Annotated in this window: 17 protein-coding genes; 8 read left to right on the top strand and 9 right to left on the bottom strand. The window is 73.0% G+C overall.

Going from position 1 to position 24,277, the window contains the following annotated elements:
* Window positions 1–87: 87 nt before the first annotated feature.
* The gene (locus AB0O82_RS14565) at window positions 88–1,155 is read right to left on the bottom strand and encodes an HAD family hydrolase (RefSeq protein ID WP_363583558.1); all 1,068 of its coding nucleotides are present in this window, start codon (window positions 1,153–1,155) and stop codon (window positions 88–90) included.
* Window positions 1,156–1,581: 426 nt separating this feature from the next.
* On the bottom strand, window positions 1,582–2,157 hold the full coding sequence (locus AB0O82_RS14560) for a hypothetical protein (RefSeq protein ID WP_363583556.1): 576 nt from the start codon (window positions 2,155–2,157) through the stop codon (window positions 1,582–1,584).
* Window positions 2,158–2,229: 72 nt separating this feature from the next.
* On the opposite strand from AB0O82_RS14560, the gene AB0O82_RS14555 reads away from it, so the two are divergent.
* Entirely contained in the window at window positions 2,230–2,709 is a 480-nt protein-coding gene (locus AB0O82_RS14555) for a universal stress protein (RefSeq protein ID WP_063351389.1), read from the top strand.
* Window positions 2,710–2,879: 170 nt separating this feature from the next.
* Here the strand turns inward: AB0O82_RS14555 and AB0O82_RS14550 are convergent, their stop codons facing one another.
* The 4 genes from AB0O82_RS14550 to AB0O82_RS14535 all read right to left on the bottom strand — a co-directional run bounded on the left by AB0O82_RS14550 (window position 2,880) and on the right by AB0O82_RS14535 (window position 9,436).
* The gene (locus tag AB0O82_RS14550) at window positions 2,880–4,070 is read right to left on the bottom strand and encodes an acyl-CoA dehydrogenase family protein (protein ID WP_063349303.1); all 1,191 of its coding nucleotides are present in this window, start codon (window positions 4,068–4,070) and stop codon (window positions 2,880–2,882) included.
* A gap of 172 nt (window positions 4,071–4,242) precedes the next feature.
* Window positions 4,243–5,229: a hydroxymethylglutaryl-CoA lyase gene (locus AB0O82_RS14545; protein ID WP_363583554.1), complete on the bottom strand. Its 987-nt coding sequence runs from the start codon at window positions 5,227–5,229 to the stop codon at window positions 4,243–4,245.
* Window positions 5,226–7,535 (bottom strand): biotin carboxylase N-terminal domain-containing protein, encoded by a 2,310-nt coding sequence (locus tag AB0O82_RS14540; protein WP_363583552.1) that lies wholly within the window; start codon window positions 7,533–7,535, stop codon window positions 5,226–5,228. Before AB0O82_RS14540 ends, AB0O82_RS14545 begins: the two co-directional genes overlap by 4 nt.
* A 188-nt stretch (window positions 7,536–7,723) precedes the next feature.
* Window positions 7,724–9,436, bottom strand: coding sequence for a carboxyl transferase domain-containing protein (locus AB0O82_RS14535; protein WP_363583550.1), 1,713 nt, complete (start codon window positions 9,434–9,436; stop codon window positions 7,724–7,726).
* A 132-nt stretch (window positions 9,437–9,568) separates the two neighbouring features.
* Between AB0O82_RS14535 and AB0O82_RS14530 the strand changes: the two genes are divergently transcribed.
* Together AB0O82_RS14530 and AB0O82_RS14525 are read left to right on the top strand one after the other, a co-directional pair.
* Window positions 9,569–10,210 carry a TetR/AcrR family transcriptional regulator gene (locus AB0O82_RS14530; RefSeq protein WP_363583548.1) on the top strand — a complete coding sequence of 214 codons (642 nt, stop codon included), beginning with the start codon at window positions 9,569–9,571 and terminating at the stop codon, window positions 10,208–10,210.
* A gap of 362 nt (window positions 10,211–10,572) precedes the next feature.
* The gene (locus AB0O82_RS14525) at window positions 10,573–14,661 is read left to right on the top strand and encodes an ABC transporter transmembrane domain-containing protein (protein WP_363583546.1); all 4,089 of its coding nucleotides are present in this window, start codon (window positions 10,573–10,575) and stop codon (window positions 14,659–14,661) included.
* 56 nt (window positions 14,662–14,717) lie between these two features.
* Here the strand turns inward: AB0O82_RS14525 and AB0O82_RS14520 are convergent, their stop codons facing one another.
* Complete coding sequence (locus AB0O82_RS14520; protein ID WP_363583544.1) at window positions 14,718–15,707, bottom strand: ATP-grasp domain-containing protein; 990 nt, start codon at window positions 15,705–15,707, stop codon at window positions 14,718–14,720.
* 95 nt (window positions 15,708–15,802) lie between these two features.
* Between AB0O82_RS14520 and AB0O82_RS14515 the strand changes: the two genes are divergently transcribed.
* On the top strand, window positions 15,803–16,336 hold the full coding sequence (locus AB0O82_RS14515; RefSeq protein ID WP_363583542.1) for an NUDIX domain-containing protein: 534 nt from the start codon (window positions 15,803–15,805) through the stop codon (window positions 16,334–16,336).
* Between the two features lie 146 nt (window positions 16,337–16,482).
* On the opposite strand, the gene AB0O82_RS14510 is transcribed toward AB0O82_RS14515, so the two are convergent.
* Window positions 16,483–17,667 (bottom strand): hypothetical protein, encoded by a 1,185-nt coding sequence (locus tag AB0O82_RS14510; RefSeq protein ID WP_363583540.1) that lies wholly within the window; start codon window positions 17,665–17,667, stop codon window positions 16,483–16,485.
* A 118-nt stretch (window positions 17,668–17,785) separates the two neighbouring features.
* A complete protein-coding gene (locus tag AB0O82_RS14505; protein WP_363583538.1) occupies window positions 17,786–18,901 on the bottom strand; it encodes an iron-siderophore ABC transporter substrate-binding protein in 1,116 nt (371 codons plus the stop codon).
* A gap of 322 nt (window positions 18,902–19,223) precedes the next feature.
* Between AB0O82_RS14505 and AB0O82_RS14500 the strand changes: the two genes are divergently transcribed.
* From AB0O82_RS14500 to AB0O82_RS14485, 4 genes are all read left to right on the top strand, one after another.
* Window positions 19,224–20,795 (top strand): APC family permease, encoded by a 1,572-nt coding sequence (locus AB0O82_RS14500; protein ID WP_363583536.1) that lies wholly within the window; start codon window positions 19,224–19,226, stop codon window positions 20,793–20,795.
* A 229-nt stretch (window positions 20,796–21,024) separates the two neighbouring features.
* On the top strand, window positions 21,025–22,080 hold the full coding sequence (trpS, locus tag AB0O82_RS14495) for a tryptophan--tRNA ligase (RefSeq protein WP_363583534.1): 1,056 nt from the start codon (window positions 21,025–21,027) through the stop codon (window positions 22,078–22,080).
* Window positions 22,081–22,241: 161 nt separating this feature from the next.
* Window positions 22,242–23,198 (top strand): LD-carboxypeptidase, encoded by a 957-nt coding sequence (locus AB0O82_RS14490; protein WP_363583532.1) that lies wholly within the window; start codon window positions 22,242–22,244, stop codon window positions 23,196–23,198.
* A 31-nt stretch (window positions 23,199–23,229) separates the two neighbouring features.
* A complete protein-coding gene (locus tag AB0O82_RS14485) occupies window positions 23,230–23,904 on the top strand; it encodes a nucleoside/nucleotide kinase family protein (protein WP_363583530.1) in 675 nt (224 codons plus the stop codon).
* Window positions 23,905–24,277: the final 373 nt, after the last annotated feature.

Raw genomic sequence — 24,277 nt, 5'->3', positions numbered from 1 at the left:
TCGCTGGTTGCGGTGCGGTGCGGTGCGGTGGGGTGCGTGAAGGGCGTGTGGGGCGGGGTGTGCGAGGTGGCGCCTTCAAGCAGGGCGCTACGGGGCGGCCGCCGCCGGTGCCACGGCGAACGTGGTCCGCGCGGGCCCGACCCCATCCGCCGTCGTGCGGACGGCCGTTGGGTGCGCCACCGCGACGGGGCGCAGCACGCTCGACCCGCGGTCCGTCGCCGGGCCCGCGCCGGGGATCAGGCCAGGACGGCTGTTGGCGACCACGGCAAACTCGCCGGTGCGGTTTCGGACATCCGACCCCGCCGTCGAACCATCGGGGGCACTCGCCGCTCCGGCGTTCACGGCGGCAGGCGTGAACGGGCCGTCAGGGGCGGATTCCGTCAGCTGTGCGCTGGTCTGCGCGCCGGTGAGCGCCCCCGCGCGCACCGGCACCCCGGCGGACCGCCGCTGGACCGGCCCACCCGCGCGCAGGCCCGGCCTGGCCGACGGCGCGCCGCGTGCGGCGAGCACCTGGCCGACGGCCTCCGGCAGGCCGGCCGCCTTCAGCGTCGGCCGGTAGCCGCTCTCGGCCCAGGGCCGGCCGTGGTGCAGCCAGACGCTGCGCAGGCCGGCCAGTTCGGCGCCGGCGATGTCCGCGGGCGCGTGGTCCCCGACCATCCAGGTGTGCGCGGCCCACGTCCCGGTGGGTGCGACGCCGCACCGCTGGGCGGCTATCTCGAAGATCAGCGGATCCGGTTTGACGCAGTCGGCCTCCTCGGAGATGACCCAGCCGTCGACCAACGGCCCCAGCCCGGTCAGCCGGATCTTCTCCAACTGCGGCCGGGTGCCGCCGTTGCTGACGATGCCGAGCGTCCACCCGGCCGCCCGTGCCGCCCGCAGCGCGTCGACGTGTCCGGGCGGGCAGTGGATATGGGAGTTGATGCCGCGTCGGTAGTGGGCGAGCAGGAACTCGACGGAGACGTCCAACCCGTAGCGGCGCCGGACGGCGGACAGTACGGTGCTGCGCGGCACGTAGCCGCCGCCGTCGAGGGTGACGAACCAGTCGAGGTCTCCGGGCGGCAGGTCGCGCTCGGACAGGAAATCCTGAGCCCAGGCCCGGAAAGCGGCGTCCCTGGGGAGCAGCGTGTTGTCGAGGTCGAACAGGAGCAGGGGCATGCCGAGCATGGTGCCAGCGGCCGCGCCTATGCACCTGGCAAATGCCAGACCGCGTCGCGAAGCCGTACGTAGTGGCTGAAACGGGTTCCAGAACCTGGCGTACGGGTGGGTCCGGGCGGGCCGGCTGAGGCTGGCGGGACGTGACGGTTCGCGACGTGTCGCAACGGATCGTCGCCGATCCATGACAGTCCGGTCACGGTGTCCGGCAGGCCTGTTGCGTCGCCCGGTCCGCTCAGTCAAGCTCCAGGGAACCTCCTTTCTGGAGGGGGCGCGTGGCCTGCGGGCAGGGCGCACTGCCGACGGCGGGCGCATCCTCCTTTCGCGGGAACAATGCCGCTCCGAGGCCTCACCGCTGGGCTGGGCCTCACACCCGTCGTACTCTGAAAGGAACAGGTCACATACGGTGCTGCGCGGCGCAGACCGACGTCATCCCGTGGGCGGGCCTGCTGCCCGGGCGGCGTTGTCCTCTCCTGTCGGCCCCTCTCCCATGAAGAGCCGTGAGCCATGGCTGGTTTTGAGTCCTTCCGACCGGTGGAGCCGGACGCGCCCCGCAACGCGGGCGCGGACACCGGGGACGACGGCGGCCGCGCGGACCTCGCTCCAGCCGACGGCCACGCCGATGCATCGGGTCGTCTGCCCGCCAGCAGGCAGGCCGATGGCCAGGTCGACGCCCAGGCCGACGAGCCGTGCTGCGTACCGGCCGACGAGCACGGGGGTGAGCGTGGGGGCGGGCGGGCTGATGATCGTGTCGACGAGCACGTCGGCGAGCGGGTTGTCGGTGAGCGGGTTGGCGACGCCGCCGCCCAGCGAGCCGACGAAGCCGACGAACCGGCTGGCACCTCGGGCGTCGCTGGTACCGCCGATCTCATCCCGGGCGCCGAGGAAGCAGGCCTGGAGCCGGGCGCTCCCCGGGGCCTCGTGCGCGCTCTGTGCGGCCTGGTCCGACGGGGCGGCCTCGCCCGGCACGACCGTCCAGGGCCTCGCCAGCGGCGTGGCGGGCACCCGGCCGACCCCGCAGGTTCTCCGGTGACGGGCCGCCTGGGCCCGGGCGCCGAGCGCCCGGAGGCGTCCGGCCTGCCCGGCGCGCACACCGAGTCGACGGCCCGGGACGCGTCCGCACGCTCCCTCGACCCGGTCTTCCAGCACGGCGTGGTCGTCGGCTTCGACGGCTCCCTGTCGAGCGAGCGCGCCCTCGCGTACGCGGTGGGCATGGCGCGCCGTTCGCAGTGCGGCCTGGTGATCGTGCACGTCGCCAACCGCCTGCCCGCCACTGTCTGGGCAGGCTGTGAACCTCCCGTCTTCGTCGACCTCCCCGACCACCGGACCGAGGTCCTGGGCTTGGAGCTCGCCTGCGCGGACTTCCTCACCGGGGTGCCGTGGATCCTGATCGAGCGGGGCGGCGACATCTGCCACGAGATCGAGGAGGTCGGCCGCGAGTACGCCGCCGACGCGATCGTCGTCGGCACGACGCACGGCCTGCTCGGCAAGATCTTCGGCTCGGTCTCCGGGCGGCTGGCGCGGCGGGCCAACCGCCCCGTGATCGTGATCCCCTGACGCTCCGTCGGGCGTGGCGTGTCCGCGCCCCCGGAGGCGTCTCTCCGTTGTCGGCCGATGGTGTCGGCCGCTACTGGCGTCGACCGCCCCGCCGACGTAGGCCCGCTCCTCTGCGTCGGGGGCTCCTCAATGTCGCCTGAGGAGCGGGTAGTTGCTCCGGTGGGGCCGGATCAGAACCCGGCGCCGATCTCCCGGGCGATGAGCATGCGCTGAACCTCCGATGTGCCCTCCCCGATTTCCAGGATCTTGCAGTCGCGCCAGAAGCGGGCGACCGGGAACTCGTTCATGAAGCCGTACCCGCCGTGGATCTGGGTCGCCTCGCGGGCGTTGTCGACGGCGGCCTCGGACGAGTACAGCTTCGCGATCGCGGCCTCCTTCTTGAACGGTTCGCCGTGCAGCAGCCGGGAGGCGGCGTCCCGCCAGGCCAGGCGAGAGGTGTGGGCGCGCAGCTCCATGTCGGCGAGCTTGAACTGGATGGCCTGGTTGGCGCCGATCGGCCGACCGAAGGCCCGGCGTGTGCCGGCGTACTTGACGGACTCGTCGACGCATCCCTGGGCCAGGCCGGTGGCCAGGGCCGCGATCGCGATGCGGCCCTCGTCGAGGATCCGCAGGAACTGGGCGTAGCCTCGGCCGCGCTCGCCCAGCAGGTTGGCCGCGGGAACGCGGCAGTCGGTAAAGGACAGTTCGCGGGTGTCGGATGCGTTCCACCCGACCTTCGAGTACTTCTTCGATACCTGGAACCCCGGGGTCCCGGTGGGCACGATAATGGAAGAGATTTCGCGCGTTGGCGAGCGGAATTCGCCTTCTTCACTCGAACGAGCGATCGGTTCCGTGAGTGCGGTGACGGTGACCAGACCGGTGATGTCCGTGCCGGAGTTGGTGATGAAGCACTTGGTGCCGTTGATGACCCACTCGTCGGTGGTCTCGTCGTACCGCGCGGTCGTGCGGGTCGCGCCGGCGTCCGAGCCGCCCTCGGGCTCGGTCAGACCGAAGGCGCCGAGGAGTTCGCCGGAGGTCAGCCGGGGCAGCCACTCGCGCTTCTGCTCCTCCGTTCCGAACCGGTGGATCGGCATCGCGCCGAGCGAGACGGCCGCCTCCAGGGTGATCGCCACCGAGGAGTCGACCCGGGCGAGTTCCTCCAGGGCGATGCCCAGCGCGAAGTAGTCGCCGCCCATGCCGCCGTACTCCTCCGGGAAGGGCAGGCCGAACAGGCCCATGCGCCCCATCTCGCGGACGATCTCGTAGGGGAACTCCTCCCGCTCGTAGAACCCGCCGATCTTCGGCGCCACCACGTCCTGGGCGAACTCGGCGACGGTGCGTCGCAGTTCCTCGTACTCGCTGCTGAGCCGGTGGTCGAACACGGTGATCCTCCTGGAGCCCGGCCGGGGTGGCCGCGGGCGTGAGCGGGACGACCGGCGCCCGTCTGACGGTGTGACGGTCGCACGGTGTGGTTGGGCGATGAACGTGGTGCCCGGTGCCGGCCGCGGCCGGGATTCCGCGCGGCCGGCACCGGGGAGCGGTGGTGGGGCGGGGTCAGCCCCGGGCGGCGCCGAGCAGCGCCTGGACGGTGCGGGACGGGCTCGGACGGCCGAGCCGCTCGGCCATCCACCCGCTGGTGGCGACCAGCGCGCGCAGGTCGACCCCGGTCCGGATGCCGAGCCCGTGCAGCATCCACACCAGGTCCTCGGTGGCCAGGTTGCCGGTGGCGCTCTTCGCGTACGGGCAGCCGCCGAGGCCGCCCGCCGACGCGTCCACCGTGGTGACCCCCTCGCGCAGGGCCGCCAGGGTGTTGCTGAGTGCCTGGCCGTAGGTGTCGTGGAAGTGCACGGCGAGCCGGTCGGCCGGCACCCCGGCCCGCGCGAAGCCGGCCAGCAGGGCGCCGACCTGCCCGGGGGTGGCCACGCCGATGGTGTCGCCGAGGCTCAGCTCCGAGCAGCCCATCTCCAGCAGCCGCACGCCGTACGCGACCACCTGGGAGACCGGGACCGAACCCTCCCAGGGGTCTCCGAAGCACATCGAGAGGTAGCCGCGGACCGCCAGCCCGGCCTCGGTCGCCCGCGCCACGACCGGGCGGAACATGGCCATCGCCTCGTCCGCCGAGCGGTTGAGGTTGCGGCGGGCGAAGGTCTCGGTGGCGCTGGCGAACACCGCGACGTCGGTGGCGTGGTGGGCGAGCGCCCGGTCGAGGCCGCGTTCGTTGGGCACCAGTACCGGCAGCCGAAGGCCGGGGTGGCGCTCCGGCAGGTCGGTGAGCCGGGGCATCAGCTCCTCGGCGTCGGCCAGCTGAGGGACCCATTTCGGGTGGACGAAGCTGGTGGCCTCGACGGTGCGCAGCCCGGCGGCCGCGAGCCGGGCGATGAACTCCGCCTTGACCTCCACGGGCACCAGGGAGCCCTCGTTCTGCAGCCCGTCGCGCGGTCCGACCTCGTGGATCCGGACCTCCTCGGGCAGGCCGGGGGCGCGGACGGGGTCGGGCAGGCCCAGGTCCAGCGCGTCGGGCTCGCGGGCGGGTGCGGTCATGACCGCACCCCGGCGGTCGCGGGGGCGCCCTGCTCGTCGGCGCCGTCCCCGGCCGGGGCGACCACGACCAGCAGTTCCTCCATCGCGACGGTGGCGCCGGCGGTGGCCCGCAGCTCGGCCACGACCCCGTCGTGCGGGGCGGCGATCACGTGTTCCATCTTCATGGCCTCCAGCACGAGCAGGGGCTGGCCCTTGCGGACCGTCTCGCCCGTCGTGGTCTTGACGACGGTGACGGTCCCGGGCATCGGGGCGGTCAGGGCGCCGTGGTGGGCGGCGGTTCCGGCGGCGCGCTCGCCCACCGGGTCGTGGGCGTGCAGCGACCAGGCGTCGCCCTCGACGCCGAGCCAGGTCACCGGGCCGGCGGCGAGGCCGGGAGCGGCGTCGGTGGCCAGCGCGAACGTGGTCTGCAGACCGTCGACGGTCAGGTGCAGCCGGTCGGCGGTCCGGGTCGCGCGGGCACGGTGGACGGGCCCGGCGCCGAGCCGGAGCTCGACCTCGCGGGTGAGCTCGGCGGGATTGTCAGTGGCATCGGCTACGTTGCCCGCAGTGATCGAACGGATGCGCACCGAGACCGGATCCTGGCCGGGGGTACGGAGTCGGTGGGTGGTCCAGGCGGGGGTGCCGCTCAGGCGCCAGCCGGAGGGAAGGGAGAAGGGGTCGGTCCAGCCGCCGGGGTCGGCGGCCGGGGTGAGGTCCAGGTGCCGCGCCAGCGCGGCCGCGTAGTAGAGGAGGTGGGCAGGTGGTGGCGTCTCGGCCGTCAGCGGGTCGGCAGTTGTGGCATCGGCCTCGTGCGTGCCATCGGCCTCGTTGGCCTTGTCGGCCTCGCCGGTCTCGTTCGCGTCGCTCGGCGCGTTCGCCGGGGAGTACGGCGAGGCGAGCAGGGCGGGCTGCTGTTGGGCCGTCTGTTCCACCAGGCCGGTGTCCAGTCGGCCGGCGACGACCTCGGGGTGTGCGAGCAGCCGTCGCAGGAAGCCGGTGTTGGTGGTGACGCCGAGGATGCGGGTGTCGGCCAGTGCGGCGCGGAGCCGGCGCAGCGCGGTCGGGCGGTCGGGCCCGTACGCGATGACCTTGGCAAGCATCGGGTCGTAGGCGCTGGTGACGACGGATCCGGGGGCGACTCCGGAGTCGACGCGCACGCCCTCGCCCTGGGGCTCGTCCAGGACGAGGATGCGGCCGCCGGTGGGCAGGAAGTCCCGTTCCGGGTCCTCGGCGCAGATCCGGGCCTCGATGGCGTGGCCCAGGAAGGAGATGTCGGACTGATCGAAGGAGAGCCGTTCGCCCGAGGCGATCCGCAGCTGCCACTCGACCAGGTCGAGTCGGGCTGAATCATCGCCGACGGCGACGGCGAGTTCGGTGACGGGGTGTTCGACCTGGAGGCGGGTGTTCATCTCCATGAAGAAGAAGTCCCGTACCCCCTCGGTGGAGGCGGTGGCGGGGGAGTCCGGGTCGATGCCGGGAACGATGAATTCCACGGTGCCGGCCCCGGTGTAGCCGCAGGACTCCGCGGCGCGGACGGCCGCGGCGCCCATCGCGGCGCGGGTCTCGGCATTGAGCAGAACGGAGGGGGCTTCTTCGATCAGTTTCTGATGGCGGCGCTGGAGGCTGCATTCGCGCTCGCCGAGGTGGACGGTGGTGCCGTGGGCGTCGGCGAGCACCTGCACCTCGATGTGGCGCGGCCGGTCGACCCAGCGTTCCAGCAGCAGGGTGTCGTCGCCGAAGGCGGTCCGGGCGACGCGGCGGGCGGCGGCGATCTCGGTGGGCAGGTCGGCGCGGTCCCGCACGAGGCGCATACCCTTGCCGCCGCCTCCGGCGGACGGCTTGAGCAGGACGGGGTAGCCGATCTCCTCGGCGGCGGCGAGGAGTTCCCCGTCGGTGGGCGCGGTGGCCTGGCTGCCGGGGACCACCGGAACGCCGGCGGTTCGGACGGCTTCCTTGGCGTTGATCTTGTCACCCATCAGCTCGACCGCACCGGGAGGAGGTCCGATGAAGACGAGGCCGGCGTCGGCGCAAGCGCGGGCGAAGCCGGCGTTCTCGGCGAGGAAGCCGTAACCGGGGTGCACGGCCTGGGCCCCGGTGCGGCGGGCGGCGGCGAGGATCTGGTCGGTGCGCAGGTAGGTCTCGGCCGCCGAGCTGTCGCTGCGGTCGGCGGGGCCGAGCCGGACGGCGATGTCGGCCTCGCGGACGTGCGGCGCGTCGGTGTCGGCGTCGCTGAACACGGCGACCGAGCGCACGCCGAGCCGCCGCAGGGTGCGGATCACCCGGAGGGCGATCTCGCCGCGGTTGGCGACCAGAACTGTGTCGAACATGGGAGGCGTTCCTCCGGGTCGAGGGGAGCCGTACGAAGGAGGTGGCGGCGGAGTGGCGGCGGGGAGGGGAGGGCGCCGGCCCGGGCGGTGCGCCGGCGCCGCGGGAGTCACGCCCGCAGGAGCGGGGTCACACCGACAGGAGAGGAGAGGTCGCGTGGGAGGGGCGGGTCACACCCGCCGGGGCGGGGTCACATCCGGAAGACCCCGTACGGGCCGGGCGGCGGAAGCGGGGCGTTGGCGCAGGCGGTGAGGGCGAGGCCGACGACGGTGCGGGTGTCCATCGGGTCGATCACGCCGTCATCCCAGAGGCGGGCGGTGGCGTAGTAGGCGTTGCCCTGGCGCTCGTACTGCTCGCGGACGGGGCGCTTGAACTCCTCCTCCGCCTCGGCCGGCCACTGCTCGCCGTGGGCCTCCAGTTGGTCGCGGCGGACGGTGGCGAGGACGGACGCCGCCTGCTCGCCGCCCATCACGGAGATCTTCGAGCCCGGCCACATCCACAGGAAGCGAGGTGAATAGGCCCGGCCGCACATCGAGTAGTTGCCGGCTCCGTACGAGCCGCCGATCACCACGGTCAGCTTCGGGACGCGGGTGCTGGCGACGGCGTTGACCATCTTGGCGCCGTGCTTGGCGATGCCGCCCGCCTCGTACTGCCGGCCGACCATGAACCCGGTGATGTTCTGTAGGAAGAGGAGGGGGATGCCGCGCTGGTCGCACAACTCGATGAAGTGGGCGCCCTTGAGGGCCGACTCGGAGAACAGCACGCCGTTGTTGGCGACGATGCCGACGGGGTGGCCGTGGATCCGGGCGAATCCGGTGACCAGGGTCGCGCCGTACTCGGCCTTGAACTCGGCGAACCGGCTGCCGTCGACCAGCCGGGCGATCACCTCGCGCACGTCGTAGGGCGTGCGCGGGTCGACCGGGACGGCCCCGTACAGGCCGACCGGGTCCACGGCCGGCGGCTCGACCGGGGTGAGCGGCCACGGCCTGGCCGAGCGCGGGCCGAGCCCGGCCACGATCGTGCGGACGATGGAGAGGGCGTGGGCGTCGTCCTCGGCCAGGTGGTCCGTCACCCCCGAGGTGCGGGAGTGCAGGTCACCACCGCCCAGTTCCTCGGCGGTGACCACCTCTCCGGTGGCGGCCTTCACCAGCGGCGGCCCGCCCAGGAAGATAGTGCCCTGGTTGCGGACGATCACGGCCTGGTCGCTCATCGCCGGGACGTACGCCCCGCCGGCGGTGCAGGAGCCGAGCACGGCGGCGATCTGCGGGATGCCCGCGGCGGAGAGCCTGGCCTGGTTGTAGAAGATCCGGCCGAAGTGGTCGCGGTCCGGGAAGACCTCGTCCTGCATGGGGAGGAAGGCGCCGCCGGAGTCCACCAGGTAGACACAGGGCAGCCGGTTCTCCAGCGCGACCTCCTGGGCGCGCAGGTGCTTCTTCACGGTCATCGGGTAGTAGGTGCCGCCCTTGACGGTGGCGTCGTTGGCGACCACCACCACCTCGCGTCCGGCGACCCGGCCGATGCCCGCGATCACCCCGGCCGCGGGCGCCGCCCCGTCGTACATCCCGTCGGCGGCCAGCGGGGCCAGTTCCAGGAAGGGCGAGGCCGGGTCGAGCAGGGTGTCCACCCGGTCGCGGGGGAGCAGCTTGCCGCGCGCCGTGTGCCGGGCGCGGGCCCTGGCGCCGCCGCCGAGGGCCGCCGCGTCGAGCTTCTCGCGCAGCTCGGCGACGAGGGCCCGGTGTGCCTCGGTGTTGGCCCGGTAGGTGGTGGAGCCCGGGTCGACCGCGGTGCCGAGCCGGGGCGCGGGAGCAGCGGCTCCCGGCGGTACGGCACCCGGCGCCGCCGTGGTGCCGGCCGCTGCGCTGCCATGGACGCCGGTGGGTACACCGGCGGTTGAGATGACCATTCCCAAGAGCTCCCTTGCCCTCGGCACCAGGTGGGCGGCCGAATGCGGTGCGCCCGTGGACCCCACGTTAATTAACGTTAACTTACGCGCCCAGGTTAACGGCCGATAACCCCACTGTCTACGATGGGCAGCATGCCGAACGTCCCCGCAGCCTCCGCGCTCCCACGCCGCGACCAGATCCGTCGGGAGGCCGCGCGACTCTTCGCGGCCCGGGGTTTCCTCGGGGTGGGTGTGGACGAGATCGGCAAGGCCGTCGGCATCAGCGGCCCCGGGCTCTACCGCCACTTCGCCGGAAAGGACGCGATGCTCGCCGATCTGCTGATCGGCATCAGCGAGCGCCTGCTGGAGGAGGGGCGGCGCCGGGCGGGCGGCGGTGACGGTCCGGCCGCCGCGCTGGACGCGCTGATCGGCGGCCACGTCGACTTCGCCCTCGACGACCGCGACCTGATCACCCTCCACGACCGCGAGCTGCTGAACCTCAAGGAGGAGGACCGCCGCACCGTCCGCCGGCTCCAGCGCGGCTACGTCGAGCTGTGGGTGGACGTGGTCCGGCAGGCCTATCCGCAGCTGACGGGCCCCGCCGCCGAACCGGTGGCCAGGGCCGCCGTCCACGCCGTCTTCGGCCTGATCAACTCGACCCCGCACAGCCTCGGCCCGGGCCCCGCCCAGGACGAGCGCTCCGGCCTCCAGCGCGACGGCATGGCCGTCCTGCTGCACGCCCTCGCCCACGGCGCCTTCGCGGCGGCGGCGGAGTCGGTGTCCGCGCAGGCCTGAGCCCTGCGCCCCCGGAGGGCCTGCCCGGCGGTCCGGGCCCAAGGGTCGGCGGTCCGGCTCCGAGGCCGGAGGCGTACGGCCACCGGAGGTCTAGGACCAAAGGATGGCGCCCGCCCGCCCCTGGCCGCTGGGCCTTCGGCGGGTCGTCCGCGACCCTGGAGTCAGGCGACCCTGGAGGCGGGCGGGGTCGGCGGGCCGTGTGTGCGTTCGGCCGGGACGCGTTCGGCCGGGAATCACCGCAGGCCGCAGGCTGTTGGCCAGTCCGCCGGACCGGACGATGTGGGCCGCCCGGTCCGCTCCGGCCCCATCCGGGCCGGAAACGCCATGGCGGCCACCCGACGAAATGGTTAGCATCCCTAAATATGCCTGAGACTCACGGATCCACGGTGGAGCAATCCCCGAGCGGCTCACCGGACCCCGGCGCGAGCCCGCAGCTGGACGGCGACCACCCGCAGCCGGACGGCGACCACCCGCAGGCCGTCGGCTGGCTGCGCCGCCTGGTCGGCTACTGCTGGCGGTCCCGCCGCAGCGTGCTGCTCGCCTTCGGCGCCTCGCTCGTCGGCATGGCCGTCACCTCGCTGGTGCCGCTGGTCACCAAGGTGATCATCGACGACGTCATCACCGCGCACACCCGCTCGCTGGTCCCCTGGGCGGTGGTGCTGCTGCTCGCCGCCGTCGTCGTCTTCGGTTGCACCCAGGTCCGCCGCTACTACGGCGGTCAGCTCGCCCTGGACGTCCAGCACGACATGCGCAGCGACCTGTTCCGCTCGCTCGGCCGGCTCGACGGCCACCGCCAGGACCGGCTGGACACCGGCCAGGTGGTCGGGCGCGCGACCTCCGACCTCCAGCTGATCAACGGCCTGCTCTCGATGCTGCCGATGATGACCGGCTACCTGGTGATGTTCGTCATGTCGCTGGCCGTGATGGTCTGGCTCTCCCCGCCGCTCACCTTGATAGCCCTGGTGATGGCCCCCGCGCTGTGGTGGATCACCGTCCTCAGCCGCAAGCGCCTCTTCCCCGCCACCTGGGCCGCCCAGCAGGAGGCGGCCGCCGTCGCGGGCGTGGTGGACGGCGCGATCGGCGGCGTCCGGGTGGTCAAGGGCTTCGGTCAGGAGGCGCAGGAGCTGGACAAGCTGGAGCGGGCCTCCCGTCACCTGTTCGCCGCCCGGCTCCGGTCGATCCGGCTCAACGCCCGCTACAACCCGGCGATGCAGGCCATCCCGGCGCTCGCGCAGGTCGCGGTGCTGGCCTTCGGCGGCTGGCTGGCCGTCGACGGCCAGGTGTCGCTCGGGACCTTCGTCGCCTTCTCCACCTACGTCGCGCAGATGACCGGGCCGGTGCGGATGCTCACCATGGTCATCACGGTCGGCCAGCAGGCCCGGGCCGGTGTGGAGCGCGTCCTCCAGCTGATCGACGAGCGCCCGCTGGTCCAGGAGCGCCCGGACGCGCTCACCCTGGACCTCACCGGGGACGGCACCCGTGAAGGCGCCGCCACCGGCGTCCGCGAAGGCAGCGCCGCAGGCCCTCGCGCCACCGCAGGCCCCCGCGCCACCGCAGACACCCGAACCTCTGATGTCGCCCTGGAGTTCGACCAGGTCGAGTTCCGTTACGACCCCGAGCACCCCGCCCCCGTCCTGCACGGCCTCAGCCTGAAGCTGGCCCCCGGCGAGACCCTCGCCCTGGTCGGGGCTTCCGGCTCCGGCAAGTCGACGGTGGCGCAGCTGGTGCCGCGCTTCTACGACCCGGCGGCCGGCGCCGTCCGCCTCTACGGCCACGACCTGCGCGACCTCACCCTCGACTCGGTCCGGTCGGCGGTCGGCATCGTCCCCGAGGAGAGCTTCCTGTTCTCCGAGTCGGTCCGCACCAACATCGCCTACGGCCGTCCGGACGCCACGGACGAGCAGGTGGTGGCGGCCGCGCGGGCCGCCCAGGCCGACGAGTTCGTCCGCGCGCTGCCCGACGGCTACGAGACCAAGGTCGGCGAGCAGGGCCTGACCCTCTCCGGAGGCCAGCGCCAGCGGATCGCGCTGGCCCGGGCGATCCTCACCGACCCCCGGATCCTGCTGCTGGACGATGCCACCTCGGCAGTGGACCCGCAGGTCGAGGCGGAGATCCACGACGCGCTGCGCTCGGTGATGACCGGCCGCACCACGCTGCTGATCGCCCACCGCCGTTCGACCCTGCAGCTCGCCGACCGGATAGCCGTCCTGGATCACGGCCGGCTGCTGGACATCGGCACGCACGAGGAACTCGACGCCCGATGTCCCCAGTACCGGGCTCTGATCACCGACCCCGAGGCCGGCCGCACACCCCGGTCGTCCGAGGCCCCGCAGACCGTCGAGCAGACCTCCGCGCGGACCGTCGAGCAGGCCTCTCCGCAGACCCCCGAGCAGCCTGCTGGGCAGCAGGCCCCCGAGCAGCAGACCCCTGAGCAGCAGGCCGCTGAGCAGACCGAGGCGTGGTCCACCCCCGGGCCTGTCCACGAACCGACCCCCACGCCGGCCTCGCCCCCCACCCCGGAACCCGTAGCCACGCAGACCCCCGCCCCGGCCACCCCCGACCTCCCCACCCCCGCCCTGGTCAAGGCGGCCCGCACCGCCGACCCTGACCTGCTGGCCAAGGTCGCGGCCCTCCCGCCGGCCGCCGACTCCCCGGCGGTCCCGCGCGCCGAGGCCGAGGCCGGTGACCCGGACTTCACCCTCCGCCGCCTGCTGCGCCCCTTCCGCGTCCCGCTCGCCTTGGCCCTGCTGCTCGTCGCGCTCGACGCGGCCTCCGGCCTGGTGCTGCCGGTGCTGATCCGGCACGGCATCGACCAGGGAGTCAGCAAGGCCCTGATGTCCGGGGTCGCCGTGGCCGCGCTCGCCGCGCTGGTGGTGGTGCTGCTGGACTGGTTGGTGCAGAGCGCCGAGAACCGGGTCAGCGGCCGGACCGGTGAGCGGGTGCTCTACCTGCTCCGCCTCAAGATCTTCGCCCACCTCAACCGGCTCGGCCTGGACTACTACGAGCGCGAGCTGTCCGGTCGGATCATGACCCGGATGACCACCGACCTGGACTCGCTGACGTCCTTCCTGCAGACCGGCGTGGTCACCGCCGTGGTCAGCCTGCTGACCTTCGGCGGGATCTTCGCCGCGCTGCTGATCATCGACGCCGGCCTGGCCCTGGTGGTCTTCGCGGTGCTGCCGCTGCTGGTGATCGCGACGCTGGTGTTCCGTCGGAAGTCCAGGGATCAGTACGAGTTGTCCCGGGACCTCATCAGCACCGTCAACGCCGACCTCCAGGAGAACGTGGCGGGCATGCGGATCGTCCAGGCCTTCCGCCGCTTGGACACCAACACGGACCGCTTCGTCGCCCGGGGCGTCGCCTATCGCGAGGCCCGGGTGCGCGCGCAGCTGTACATCTCGCTGTACTTCCCGTTCGTCCAGTTCCTCTCCAGCGTGGCCGCCGCGCTGGTGCTGATCGTGGGCGCGGCCCGGGTCGACGCCGGGACGCTGACGGTCGGCGCGCTGGTCGCGTACCTGCTGTACATCGATCTGTTCTTCGCACCGGTCAATCAGCTGTCCCAGGTGTTCGACGGCTACCAGCAGGCTTCGGTGGGTCTCGGCCGGATCCGGGAGCTGCTGCGCACCCCGACCGCCACGGCCGAGGCGGCCGACCCCGTGCCGGTGCCCGAGGGGCTGCGCGGCGAGATCTCCTTCGAGGGCGTCGGCTTCGCCTACAACGGTGGTGCGGACGGCGCCCCGAGGGTGCTGACCGGTGTGGACCTGCACATTCCGGCCGGGCAGACGGTGGCGCTGGTGGGCGAGACCGGCGCCGGCAAGTCGACGCTGGTGAAGCTGGTCGCCCGGTTCTACGACGCGACGGAGGGCACCGTGCGGGTGGACGGGGTCGACCTCACCCGCTTCGACCTGGCGCAGTACCGCCACCGGCTGGGCGTGGTGCCGCAGGAGGCGTACCTGTTCGCGGGCACGGTGCGCGAGGCGATCGCGTACGGCCGGCCCGACGCCTCGCCGGCCGAGGTGGAGGCGGCGGCCCGGGCGGTCGGCGCGCACGACATGATCGTCCGGCTGTCCGGCGGCTACGACCACGAGGTCGCGGGTCGCGGCCGCAACCTCTCGGCCGGCCAGCGGCAGTTGATCGCGCTGGCCCGGGCCGAGCTGGTCGATCCGGACGTCCTGCTGCTCGACGAGGCGACCGCGGCGCTCGACCTGGCCACCGAGGCGGCGGTCAACCAGGCCGCGGACCGCCTCAGCGGCGGCCGCACCACGCTGGTCATCGCCCACCGGCTGACCACCGCCGAGCGCGCAGACCGGGTCGTCGTGCTGGACCACGGCCGGGTGGTCGAGGACGGCACGCACACCGAGCTGCTCGCCCGGGGCGGCACGTACGCCCGGCTCTGGCAGGCGTTCATCGCGGACGGCCACCCGGCGGTCGAGGCCGTCGCCGCCGGGTAGCCGACTGCCCGCGATCAGTCTGGCGGACCGTCGCCGGCGGCCCGTCAGGCTGATCGTCAGGCGGCGATCAGCGAGGCCAGCAGGCCGGTGGCGTCGATCCCGCGCGGCAGGTCGCTGACCTGTCCGTCGCCGACCTCGACCACGCGCCAGCCGGAGCCGTCGGCCCGGCTGGCGAGGTCGGTGGTGACGAAGCGGCAGCCGAGCATCCGGACCAGGGGGCGGACGCCGGCGAGGTCGGGTTCGACATCGTGGTGAGGCGCGTCGGGGTGCGGTCCTACCAGGACGGGTTCGCCGTCCAGCCACCACACCCGCGCCTCCACGGCCCGCCCGCTCCCACGGCCCGACCCTCCATCCGACCCTCCATCCGGCCCTCCGCCCGATCCATCGCCCGATCCTTCGCCCGAGTCGTCACCCGAGCTGCCGCCCGGCCCGTCGGCCAGCGGCTCGAACTCCTCGTACCGCCGCAGCACCACCCCGCCGGTCAGGAACTCGCCCTGGAGCTCGACGAACCGCGCCACCACGCGTCCGACGCTCGCCAGATCGGCCAACTCGGGGACGTAGCAGGCCTCGTGCCACTCGTGCTTGCGCGACTTCACGTAGTCCTTGACGATCGCCGGCCCGCTCCCGCCGAGCCGGGCCGCGGCGGCCGCCAGCTCTTCCGGCCCGGGCACCGCGGCAGCGGCGGCGGGGATCCACGTGCTGGGCGGGGTCGCCCCCTCGAACACGCCGTACCAGCCCGGCAGTTCGTGTGCCGTCGCGTAGCCGGCCGGGCTGGTCAGCAGGGCGCAGCCGCGCGCGGCGAGCGCGGCGGCGAAGCCGGCGTAGCGGGCGGACGGAAGCATCCAGCCCCGGTACCAGAGCGGACCCCGGTCCTGCGGCACCCGTCGGACCGCCTGCTCGGCGTGCCCGGTGAGCAGCGCGTCGTGGTCGACCAGGTGGTGCTCGCCGCCCAACTCCCGCAGCAGCCTGGCCTCCCAGGCGAAGTGCGGGTCGGGCCGGCGCGGGTTGAGCGGGTCGGCGGGGAAGAGGATCGCGGGTACGGGCATGGCCGTCAGGGTAAGGCCCGGGCGGGGCGGCGTCGGCGGCTTTCGGCGCGTCAAACCCGCTCGACGGCCCGGCCGGGTGCTGGGAGAGTGATCCGATGCGAAATCTGCTGAGACTCCGTAGGCGTGTCCCCCGGCAGGCGGCTCGCACGGTGGTCCTGGACGAGGACGGCTCGGTCTTCCTGCTCCGTTCGGACAACGACGAGGTCGGCGTCCACTGGACCATGCCGGGCGGCGGGCTGGAGCCCGGCGAGACCCCGTGGACCGGCGCCCGGCGCGAACTCTGGGAGGAGACGGGCTGGAGCGACCTCGAACCGGGCCCGCTGCTCTGCACCTGGGAACACGACTTCACCTGGCACGGCACCCCGGTCCGTCAGCACGAGCACATCTACCTCACGGGCGGACCGCACCGCGGTCCGGTCGGTGATGTCAGCGCGGTGCATGCCGAGGACCGGATCCTCGACTGGCGCTGGTGGACCCCGGCCGACCTGGCGGACGAGAACGCCGACGCGCTCTGGCCGCCCCGGCTGCCGGAGTTGCTGACCGCGGTCCGCGAGGGCTGGGCCGTCGACGGGCGCCCCCCGGTACCCGTCGACCTCGGCTTCATCCCGAACGCCCCGGCCAGCCGCTGACGGCCGCCCGCTGACCGCTCCCCGACGCGCGGCCGACCGCGATCTCCCGGCTGCCGTCCCCTGGTCGTTGCCGGCGGCCCCTGAACGCGCGCTGCTGCGACCGTTGCCGACGGGCCCTGCCCGCGCGCTGCTACGACCACACGCCCCTACGGGCGCCCGCCGCGTCGTGCCCGCCCGCCCGGGCCGGATTCCCAGCCGTGCAGGTCCAGCTCCCGGTCGTGCAGCGCGCAGGGGTTCATCAGCACGGTCAGCTGCGCGTCGGTCAGCTGCTCGAAGGCGAGCCCGGTGGCGGACAGCAGTTGCTCGGTCGGCACCGAGACGGCGATGGCGGGGCGCCAGGAGGGCAGCACGATCAGGCTGGTGCCGCGGCCGATCCGGACCGGTTCCGCCGTCACCCGGATCGGCGCCCGCTCCTCCGGGCGGCCGACGGCCTCGGGCTGGTTCGGGCTGCCGCCGATCAGGATGCCGAGCGGTGTCTCGGCCCGCGCCGCCTCGGGGCCGGCGGCCGATGGCGCTGTCACAGCCCCGGTGCCTCCGATGGGTGCACCCGAACCGGGTGCGGCTGCCGCCCGGACCTCGGCCGGGAGAGCAGCGGAGGTCGCGGCCGTCTCCCGTGCGGCCGCCCCCTGCCCGGTCGCGTCGGCCTGCGGGTGCATCCGGCGCAGTCGGCGCGAGGGCGCGGGGCGCCGGGATCCGGCGGCCCGGAGTTCCTCGCGCGCCGCGCGCAGCACGGGCACGGCCCGGTCGCCCTCGGGCGCGACGGCCGGTCGACCGAACCGGCCTGCCCCGGTCCCGGCCCGCCCGCCCACGGCCTCGGCCTCGCCGCCCGGAACGTCTTCACGGTGCTGAACGCCCGCGCCGCCCTCACGGACCCCGCTGTCCCCGTCCTCGTCCTCGTCCTCGTCCTCGCCGTCCTCGGCGCTCTCGCCGAGCAGCGCCCGGACCTCCGTGGCCGGTCGCCGGCACGCGGCCGCCAGGTCGGCGACCGAGCGGCCTTGGGCGCGGGCGGCCCGCAGCCGGTCGGCGAGCGCCGCCCGCAGCCGTGAGGTGGTCGGATCGTCCGCAGCCGCCTCGCCCCCCGCTGCGGGTCCGCCGTTCCCCGCGCCGTCCTCCCGTCCGCGCGGCTGCGGAACCGAGTCGTGGCGTGAGCCGCCCGCCTGGCGCGGCCCACCGGCCGTGCCGGACGGGGCGGCGCCCGGAGCGCCGGCCGGGCCGGTCTCGGCGGCCGTCGCGATGGAGCAGCGCGCGGCGTGCGGGGGCGCGGATCCGGCGCTGCCCCCGGGCGGGCCGGGCAGGGACGGGTCGGTTGCGGCGGGGTGGAGCGAGGTCATCGGCACGGGCCCTTCGGCGGACGGTCCGGATGATCCTCCCGCACCGCGCGACCAGCTCCAAGAGTCAGTTCCGGGGGTGTGCGCGAGACCACTGCCCGCCCCTACGCCCCGTGTCGACTCAAGTGCCGGGCGCGACGAAGCCCTTGAGGTCGGTGAGCACCGCGTTGGCGGCCATGACACCGAGCCCGAGGAACCAGGTCTCGTCCGAAACCGGCCGGGCCTGACCGGACTTGACCGCGCCGAGGGTCTTCCAGAGCGCGCCGCCGAGCACCGCGTCCTGGTTGGTGGAGCTGGGGCTGCCGTACACGCCGTAGAAGATCCAGTCGGCGTCGGCCTTGTCGATCTGCTCCGGGCTGACCTCCACCGCGAGTTCCTTGACCTGTTCGATCTTGGGCTGCGGCAGCGGGACGTCGGTGAGGATGGTGCCGATGAAGGACAGCTCGGCGTACAGCCGGGTCCGGCCGGGCATGAAGCGCAGCGGCGTGATGGTGGGCCGCTTGTCGCCGAGCTTGGCGCCGATCGCGGTGGCGGCTGCCTGGTACGCGTCGAGCTGGGTCTTGGCCTCGGCCTCCAGGCCGAACGGGCTGGCGTTGAGCTGGAAGTTCTGCTTCCAGGGGTAGCCGGGGCGCAGCGAGAAGACGGTCGGCGCGATCTTGGAAAGCTGCGCGTACTGGTCCTGGGCGCGCAGCTGGCTGCCGAGGATCAGGTCGGGCTTGAGCGCGGCGATGGCCTCCAGGTTGAGGCTGTTGATGGTGCCGACGTTGGCCGGGTTGCCGGCCTTGTCCTTGAGGTAGGACGGCAGGGACTTGGAGCCGTCGGTGTAGACGATGCCGACCGGCTGGATGCCGAGTGCGACGACGTTGTCGAGTTCGCCGGTGTCCAGGACCACGACCCGGGTGGGCTTGGCGGGGATGACGGTCTCGCCCATGGCGTGCTTGACGGTGCGCGGGTAGACGCCGGGGGCGGCGTCGGTGCCGAAGCCCTTCATCTTCTCGATCACGGTGGCGTAGTCGTCGCCGCCCTGCTTGACCGACTTCTGGTCGGGCGATGCGCCGCCGGTGCCGGGGGTCGCGCCGCCGGAGCCGCCGTTGCCGCCCGAGCCGCCGGAGCTGCCGCAGGCGGTGAGCAGTCCGCCGAGGCCGAGGACCGCCCCGCCGGCGATCCCGGCGGAGAGGAACCTGCGGCGGGAGGGGGTGCGGGGGACGAGGACCAGGTCGTCGGGGTGGGGGGCCACGCGATGCTCCTTCGAATCGAGGTTAGGTGAGGCAAACCTATCCGAAGCGTCCGAGGGGGGACGTGGCGACCCGTCCGGGCTGGGGGTGAACCATCTCAAACCTTGACATAAGGGAGAAATTCTCTTGACCCTAATCCTTTGAAACCAAGGTACACCGCTTAACGCGCCGTTAATGCTGCACCTTGACGGCCTTCACCGAGAACGAATCGAAGCAAGTGGTTTAGATCACCAAGGGTTGGTCTACTCAACCTTCCATGCTCGCGCCTAGGGTGCGCTGGTGTTTGATCAGCAGCTCTCAGAGCACGGAAGCAGCGGCCGGGCAATGGCGCCCGGCGCTCCGCAGGGTGCCCCGGTCAGTGGCATCAGTGGTGGAGTCCCCGACCAGGGGACAGCTGGGGGAGCGGGGGACAAGGGTCTACGGGGCAACTCGGTGGGCCTGCTGGGCAGTGTGGTCCTGGGCGTTTCCACGGTCGCCCCGGTCTACTGCCTGACCGCGACACTCGGGCCGACCGTCACCGCGGTCGGCGTCCAGATGCCCGCCGTGTTCCTGGCCGGCTTCCTGCCGATGCTGCTCGTCGCGTTCGCCTACAAGGAGCTGAACAAGGACTTCCCGGACTGCGGCACGTCCTTCACCTGGACGGTCAAGGCCTTCGGCCCCCGGGTCGGCTGGATGGCCGGCTGGGGCCTGACCGTCGCGACCATCATCGTGCTGTCCAACCTGGCCGGGGTCGCGACCGAGTTCCTCTACCTGATGCTCGGCGAGATGACCGGCAGGAGCTGGGTCGCCGAACTCGACCAGAACCAGGCCGTCCACCTGCTCACCGTCGTCCTGCTGATCGCCGGCGCCACCGCGATGAGCTACCGGGGGATGACCGCCACCAAGTGGTTCCAGTACAGCCTGGTCGGCCTCCAACTCGCCGTGCTGGTGCTCTTCTCGGCCATCGCCGTCGGCAAGGCCGCCGCCGGCGACCTGCCCGACTCGATCGGCTTCTCGTTCTCCTGGCTCAACCCGCTCCAGGTCAGCTCCTTCAGCGCCTTCACCGCCGGCCTGTCACTGTCGATCTTCATGTACTGGGGCTGGGACACCTGTCTCACCATGAACGAGGAGACCCTCGGCAGCGCCAAGACCCCCGGCCGCGCCGCGATGGTCTCCATGGTCACCCTGGTCGGCTCGTACCTGCTGGTCGCGATCTCCGCCCAGATGTTCGCGGGCGTCGGCTCCACCGGCTTCGGCCTCAGCAACCCGGAGACCTCCGACAACGTCTTCGCCGCGCTCGCCCGCCCGGTCCTCGGCTCGCCGTGGAGCGTCCTGCTCTTCCTGGCCGTCGTCGCCAGCGCCGCCGCCAGCCTCCAGACCACCTTTATCCCGGTGGCCCGCACCCTGCTCGCGATGAGCGCCTACCGTGCCGTGCCGCCGCGCTTCGGCGCCGTCCACCCGCGCTTCCGCACCCCCGGGTACGCCACCGTCGCGGCCGGCATCGCCACCGCCGTCTTCTACGTCGGCATGAGCCTGATCAGCGAGAACGTCGTCCAGGACACCATCCTGGCGCTCGGCCTGATGATCTGCTTCTACTACGCGCTGACCGCGTTCGCCTGCGTCTGGTACTTCCGCCGCTCGCTGCGCACCGGCCCCCGCGACCTGTTCCTCAAGGGCATCGCCCCGCTGCTCGGCGGCGTGCTGCTGAGCGGGGTCTTCCTGCAGACCCTCACCGACGCCTGGAACCCGGACTACGGCAGCGGCGCCGTCTTCGGCATCGGCTCGGTGTTCGTCATCGGCGTCGGCATCCTGCTGCTCGGCGCCGTCCTGATGACCTGCTACGGGCTGGCCCGGCCGGAGTTCTTCCGCGGCGAGACGTTGCGCAAGGACACCCCCGCGCTGGTCGTCGAGGACTGAGAGGACCGACAGGACCGGGAGCGCCGAAAGCCGACCACGCCGCCGGGCACCGACGCTATCCTCGACCGCATGAAGCTCTACGCGGGCCAGTGCTGGTGGCCGTCCTGAGGGACGGCCACCCCACCCGCTTGACCAGGGCCGTCCGGAATGGACGGCCCTTTCGCGTTTCCCACGGAACGGGCCCCCGCCCCGGACGGCCGCCACCACCGCCGTACCGAGGAGAAACCCGATGACCACCGAGACGACCGCGACGACCCCGTCCGTGGCGACCACCGCCACCTTCACCGCCGATCCGGCCGGCCACCGCGTCCTCACCGGGGACCGCCCCACCGGACCGCTGCACCTCGGCCACTACTTCGGCACCCTGCACAACCGCGTCCAGCTCCAGAACCAGGGCGTCGAGATGTTCGTCGTGATCGCCGACTACCAGGTCATCACCGACCGGGACATCGCCGACCGGCTCGCCGAGCACACCGAGAACCTCGTTCTCGACTACCTCGCGGCCGGCCTCGACCCCGACCGCGCCACGATCTTCGCGCACAGCGCCGTCCCCGCCCTCAACCAACTGCTGCTGCCCTTCCTCAGCCTGGTCAGCGTCGCCGAACTGAACCGCAACCCCACCGTCAAGGACGAGATCGCGCACTCCCGCCAGTCCGCCGTCAACGGGCTGATGTTCACCTACCCCGCCCACCAGGCCGCCGACATCCTCTTCTGCAAGGCGAACCTCGTGCCGGTCGGCCAGGACCAGCTGCCCCACCTCGAAGTCGCCCGCACCATCGCCCGCCGCTTCAACGAGCGCTACCCGCACGCCGACGGCGGCGCCGTCTTCCCCACCCCCCGCGCACTGCTCTCCGACGCCCCGCTGCTGCTCGGCACCGACGGCGGCAAGATGAGCAAGAGCCGGGGCAACTCCGTCCCCCTCGGCGCGACCGAGGACGAGACCGCCCGGATCATCCGCGGCGCCAGGACCGATGCCGACCGTCGGATCGACTACGACCCGGCCAACCGGCCCGAGGTCTCCGGCCTCATCCTGCTCGCCGCGCTCTGCCAGGACCGCGCACCCGAGGAGATCGCCGAGGAAATCGGTGACGGCGGGGCCGCCGCGCTCAAGCGCACCGTCACCGACTCCGTCAACGAGTACCTCCGCCCCCTGCGCGCCCGCCGCGCCGAACTCGCCGCCGACCGAGGCCACCTGCGCCAGGTCCTGTGCGACGGGGCCGAACGCGCCAACGCCGTCGCCGACGCCACCCTCGACGAGGTCAGGAAGGTGATGGGGGCGATCTGAAGAACCGCCCCGCACCTCCGGCGCACCTTCGGGGCACCTTCGGCCCGAAGACGTCGGCTCGCGGACATCGGCCCGTCGACACGGGGGCATATCGTCACCGGGCGGCCTCGACCACGCCGAGGCCGCCCGTACCCGGCCTCCCCCGAAAGGCGTCCCGGCCCATGGACCAGCACCCGACCACGCCCGGCCAGGGTCTGACCCGCCCGCCACACCTGCGCCCCGGCGACCACATCGCCGTCGTCGCCCCCAGCGGCCCGATCGACTCCCAACGGCTCACCGACGGCTGCGCGGTCCTCCGCTCCTGGGGCCTGCGGGTCACCGTCGGCCCGCACGTCCTCGACGCCCACCCCACCCTCGGCTACCTCGCCGGCACCGACGCCGACCGCGCCGCCGACCTCCAGTCCGCCTGGCTCGACCCCACCGTCGACGCCGTCATCTGCGCCCGTGGCGGCTACGGCGTCCACCGCATGGTCGACCTGCTCGACTGGGACGCCATGCGCGCCGTCCCGCCCAAGCCGTTCATCGGCTTCAGCGACGTCTCCTCCCTCCAGGAGGCCTTCGCCCAGCGGCTCGGCATCGCCACCCTCTACGGGCCGATGAGCGCGGCCGGCTCCTTCATCACCGACGGACCGACCGCCGAGCACCTGCGCCGCACCCTCTTCGAGCCCACGGCCACCACCGTGCTCACCTCACTGACCGCCACCACCCTCGTCCCCGGCCGCGCCCGGGGCGTCACCGCGGGCGGCTGCCTCCACGTCCTCGCGGCCGAGCGCGGCACGCCCGCCGCCCGGCCCTCCTACGCCGGCGGCATCCTGATCCTGGAGGACGTCCACGAGCAGCCGTACCAGCTCGATCGGCTCCTCACCCAGTTCCTGCGCTCCGGTGCGTTCGACGGGGTCGCCGGCATCGCGCTCGGCTCCTGGGACGGCTGCGGACGGCTCGACCGCGTCCGGGACGTCATGCTCGACCGCCTCGGCCCGCTCGGCATACCCGTCATCTGGGAACTCGGCTTCGGCCACTGCCCCTCCACCCTGACCGTCCCGCTCGGCGTCCCCGCCGTCCTCGACGCCGACGCCGGCACCCTCACCCTGGAGGTGCCCGCCCTCGCCGAGCGGTGAGGCCCGTGCCGGAGGTGAGTAGGGTGCGGCCATGAACGAGGACCGCCTCACCGCCCTCGCCCTCGGCTTCCTCCGGGGCCCGGGCAGCAACGCCCGCACGATCCTCGGACTTGCCGGCCCGCCCGCCGCCGGCAAGTCCACCCTGGCCCGGCACCTGGTCGCCGAGATCGAACGCGCCGAGGGCCCCGGCAGCGCCGCGTACGTCCCGCTCGACGGCTTCCACCTGTCCGCCGCCCAACTGGACCGCCTCGCCCTGACCCACCGCAAGGGCGCCCCCGCCACCTTCGACGCCCACGGCTACGTGGCCCTGCTGCGCCGCATCGCCGCCGACCGCTTCCAGGACATCTACGCCCCCGACTTCGACCGTACCCTCGACGAACCGGTCGCCGCCCGCCACGTCGTCCGCCCGCACACCCGCCTCGTCATCACCGAGGGCAACTACCTCGCCTCCACCGACGCCCCGTGGCCGGAGGCCCGCCGCCTGCTGCGTGAACTCTGGTACGTGGACACCGACGACGCCCTCCGCGAGGAGCGCCTGCTCCGCCGCCACCGCGACGGCGGCCGCGACGAGGCCACCGCCCGCCACTGGGTGACCGGCAACGACCACCCCAACGGCGAGTACGTGAAAGCCGGCCGCGCACTCTGCACCCGGACCGTCCCCGGCAGCGGCTTGCCCGCGACGCCGACCAGGGGTAGTGTTCTCTAGTCGCTCGGCAGGGAGCACCGGACACGCATCGGCGCGGACGGTCCCGGGGCGGCCAATCCTTTTGAAACACCATTTCCTGGTTCGGGCCGGGTCGCGTCTTGTCGCGGCTTGGTTCCTATTCGGCGTGTTCGTTTTATTGGATTGCGGTCGATTCGCTTTTCGGAGCGGGGATCGGCTAGAGTTTGAAACGTCGGACGGGGCGTCAAGCCGCAGAAGACACCAGCGAGTTGGATGAACGAAGCGCCGGAAACGGAGCGGAAAACATCTGGTAAGCTGGGAACACGAAAGAACGAAGCGCCCGGAGGGCCCGCTGGAAGGCGGTCCGAAGGAAGTGTCCGTTCCTTGAGAACTCAACAGCGTGCCAAAAGTCAAC

The organism is Kitasatospora sp. NPDC088264 (genome assembly GCF_040685715.1).
In the GTDB taxonomy this organism is placed as follows: Bacteria; Actinomycetota; Actinomycetes; order Streptomycetales; family Streptomycetaceae; genus Kitasatospora.
Note: the sequence above shows the minus strand (reverse complement) of the source record. Positions and strands in the feature narration are given on the sequence as shown.

Bases quoted from the DNA above. Each gene is read 5' to 3' on its own strand.
- AB0O82_RS14540 (WP_363583552.1), bottom strand. From the start codon at position 7,535: ATGTTCGACACAGTTCTGGTCGCCAACCGCGGCGAGATCGCCCTCCGG.
- AB0O82_RS14490 (WP_363583532.1), top strand. From the start codon at position 22,242: ATGGACCAGCACCCGACCACGCCCGGCCAGGGTCTGACCCGCCCGCCA.
- AB0O82_RS14515 (WP_363583542.1), top strand. From the start codon at position 15,803: ATGCGAAATCTGCTGAGACTCCGTAGGCGTGTCCCCCGGCAGGCGGCT.
- AB0O82_RS14510 (WP_363583540.1), bottom strand. From the start codon at position 17,667: ATGACCTCGCTCCACCCCGCCGCAACCGACCCGTCCCTGCCCGGCCCG.
- AB0O82_RS14520 (WP_363583544.1), bottom strand. From the start codon at position 15,707: ATGCCCGTACCCGCGATCCTCTTCCCCGCCGACCCGCTCAACCCGCGC.
- AB0O82_RS14485 (WP_363583530.1), top strand. From the start codon at position 23,230: ATGAACGAGGACCGCCTCACCGCCCTCGCCCTCGGCTTCCTCCGGGGC.
- AB0O82_RS14545 (WP_363583554.1), bottom strand. From the start codon at position 5,229: ATGACCGCACCCGCCCGCGAGCCCGACGCGCTGGACCTGGGCCTGCCC.
- AB0O82_RS14565 (WP_363583558.1), bottom strand. From the start codon at position 1,155: ATGCCCCTGCTCCTGTTCGACCTCGACAACACGCTGCTCCCCAGGGAC.
- AB0O82_RS14530 (WP_363583548.1), top strand. From the start codon at position 9,569: ATGCCGAACGTCCCCGCAGCCTCCGCGCTCCCACGCCGCGACCAGATC.
- AB0O82_RS14525 (WP_363583546.1), top strand. From the start codon at position 10,573: ATGCCTGAGACTCACGGATCCACGGTGGAGCAATCCCCGAGCGGCTCA.
- trpS (WP_363583534.1), top strand. From the start codon at position 21,025: ATGACCACCGAGACGACCGCGACGACCCCGTCCGTGGCGACCACCGCC.
- AB0O82_RS14500 (WP_363583536.1), top strand. From the start codon at position 19,224: ATGGCGCCCGGCGCTCCGCAGGGTGCCCCGGTCAGTGGCATCAGTGGT.
- AB0O82_RS14535 (WP_363583550.1), bottom strand. From the start codon at position 9,436: ATGGTCATCTCAACCGCCGGTGTACCCACCGGCGTCCATGGCAGCGCA.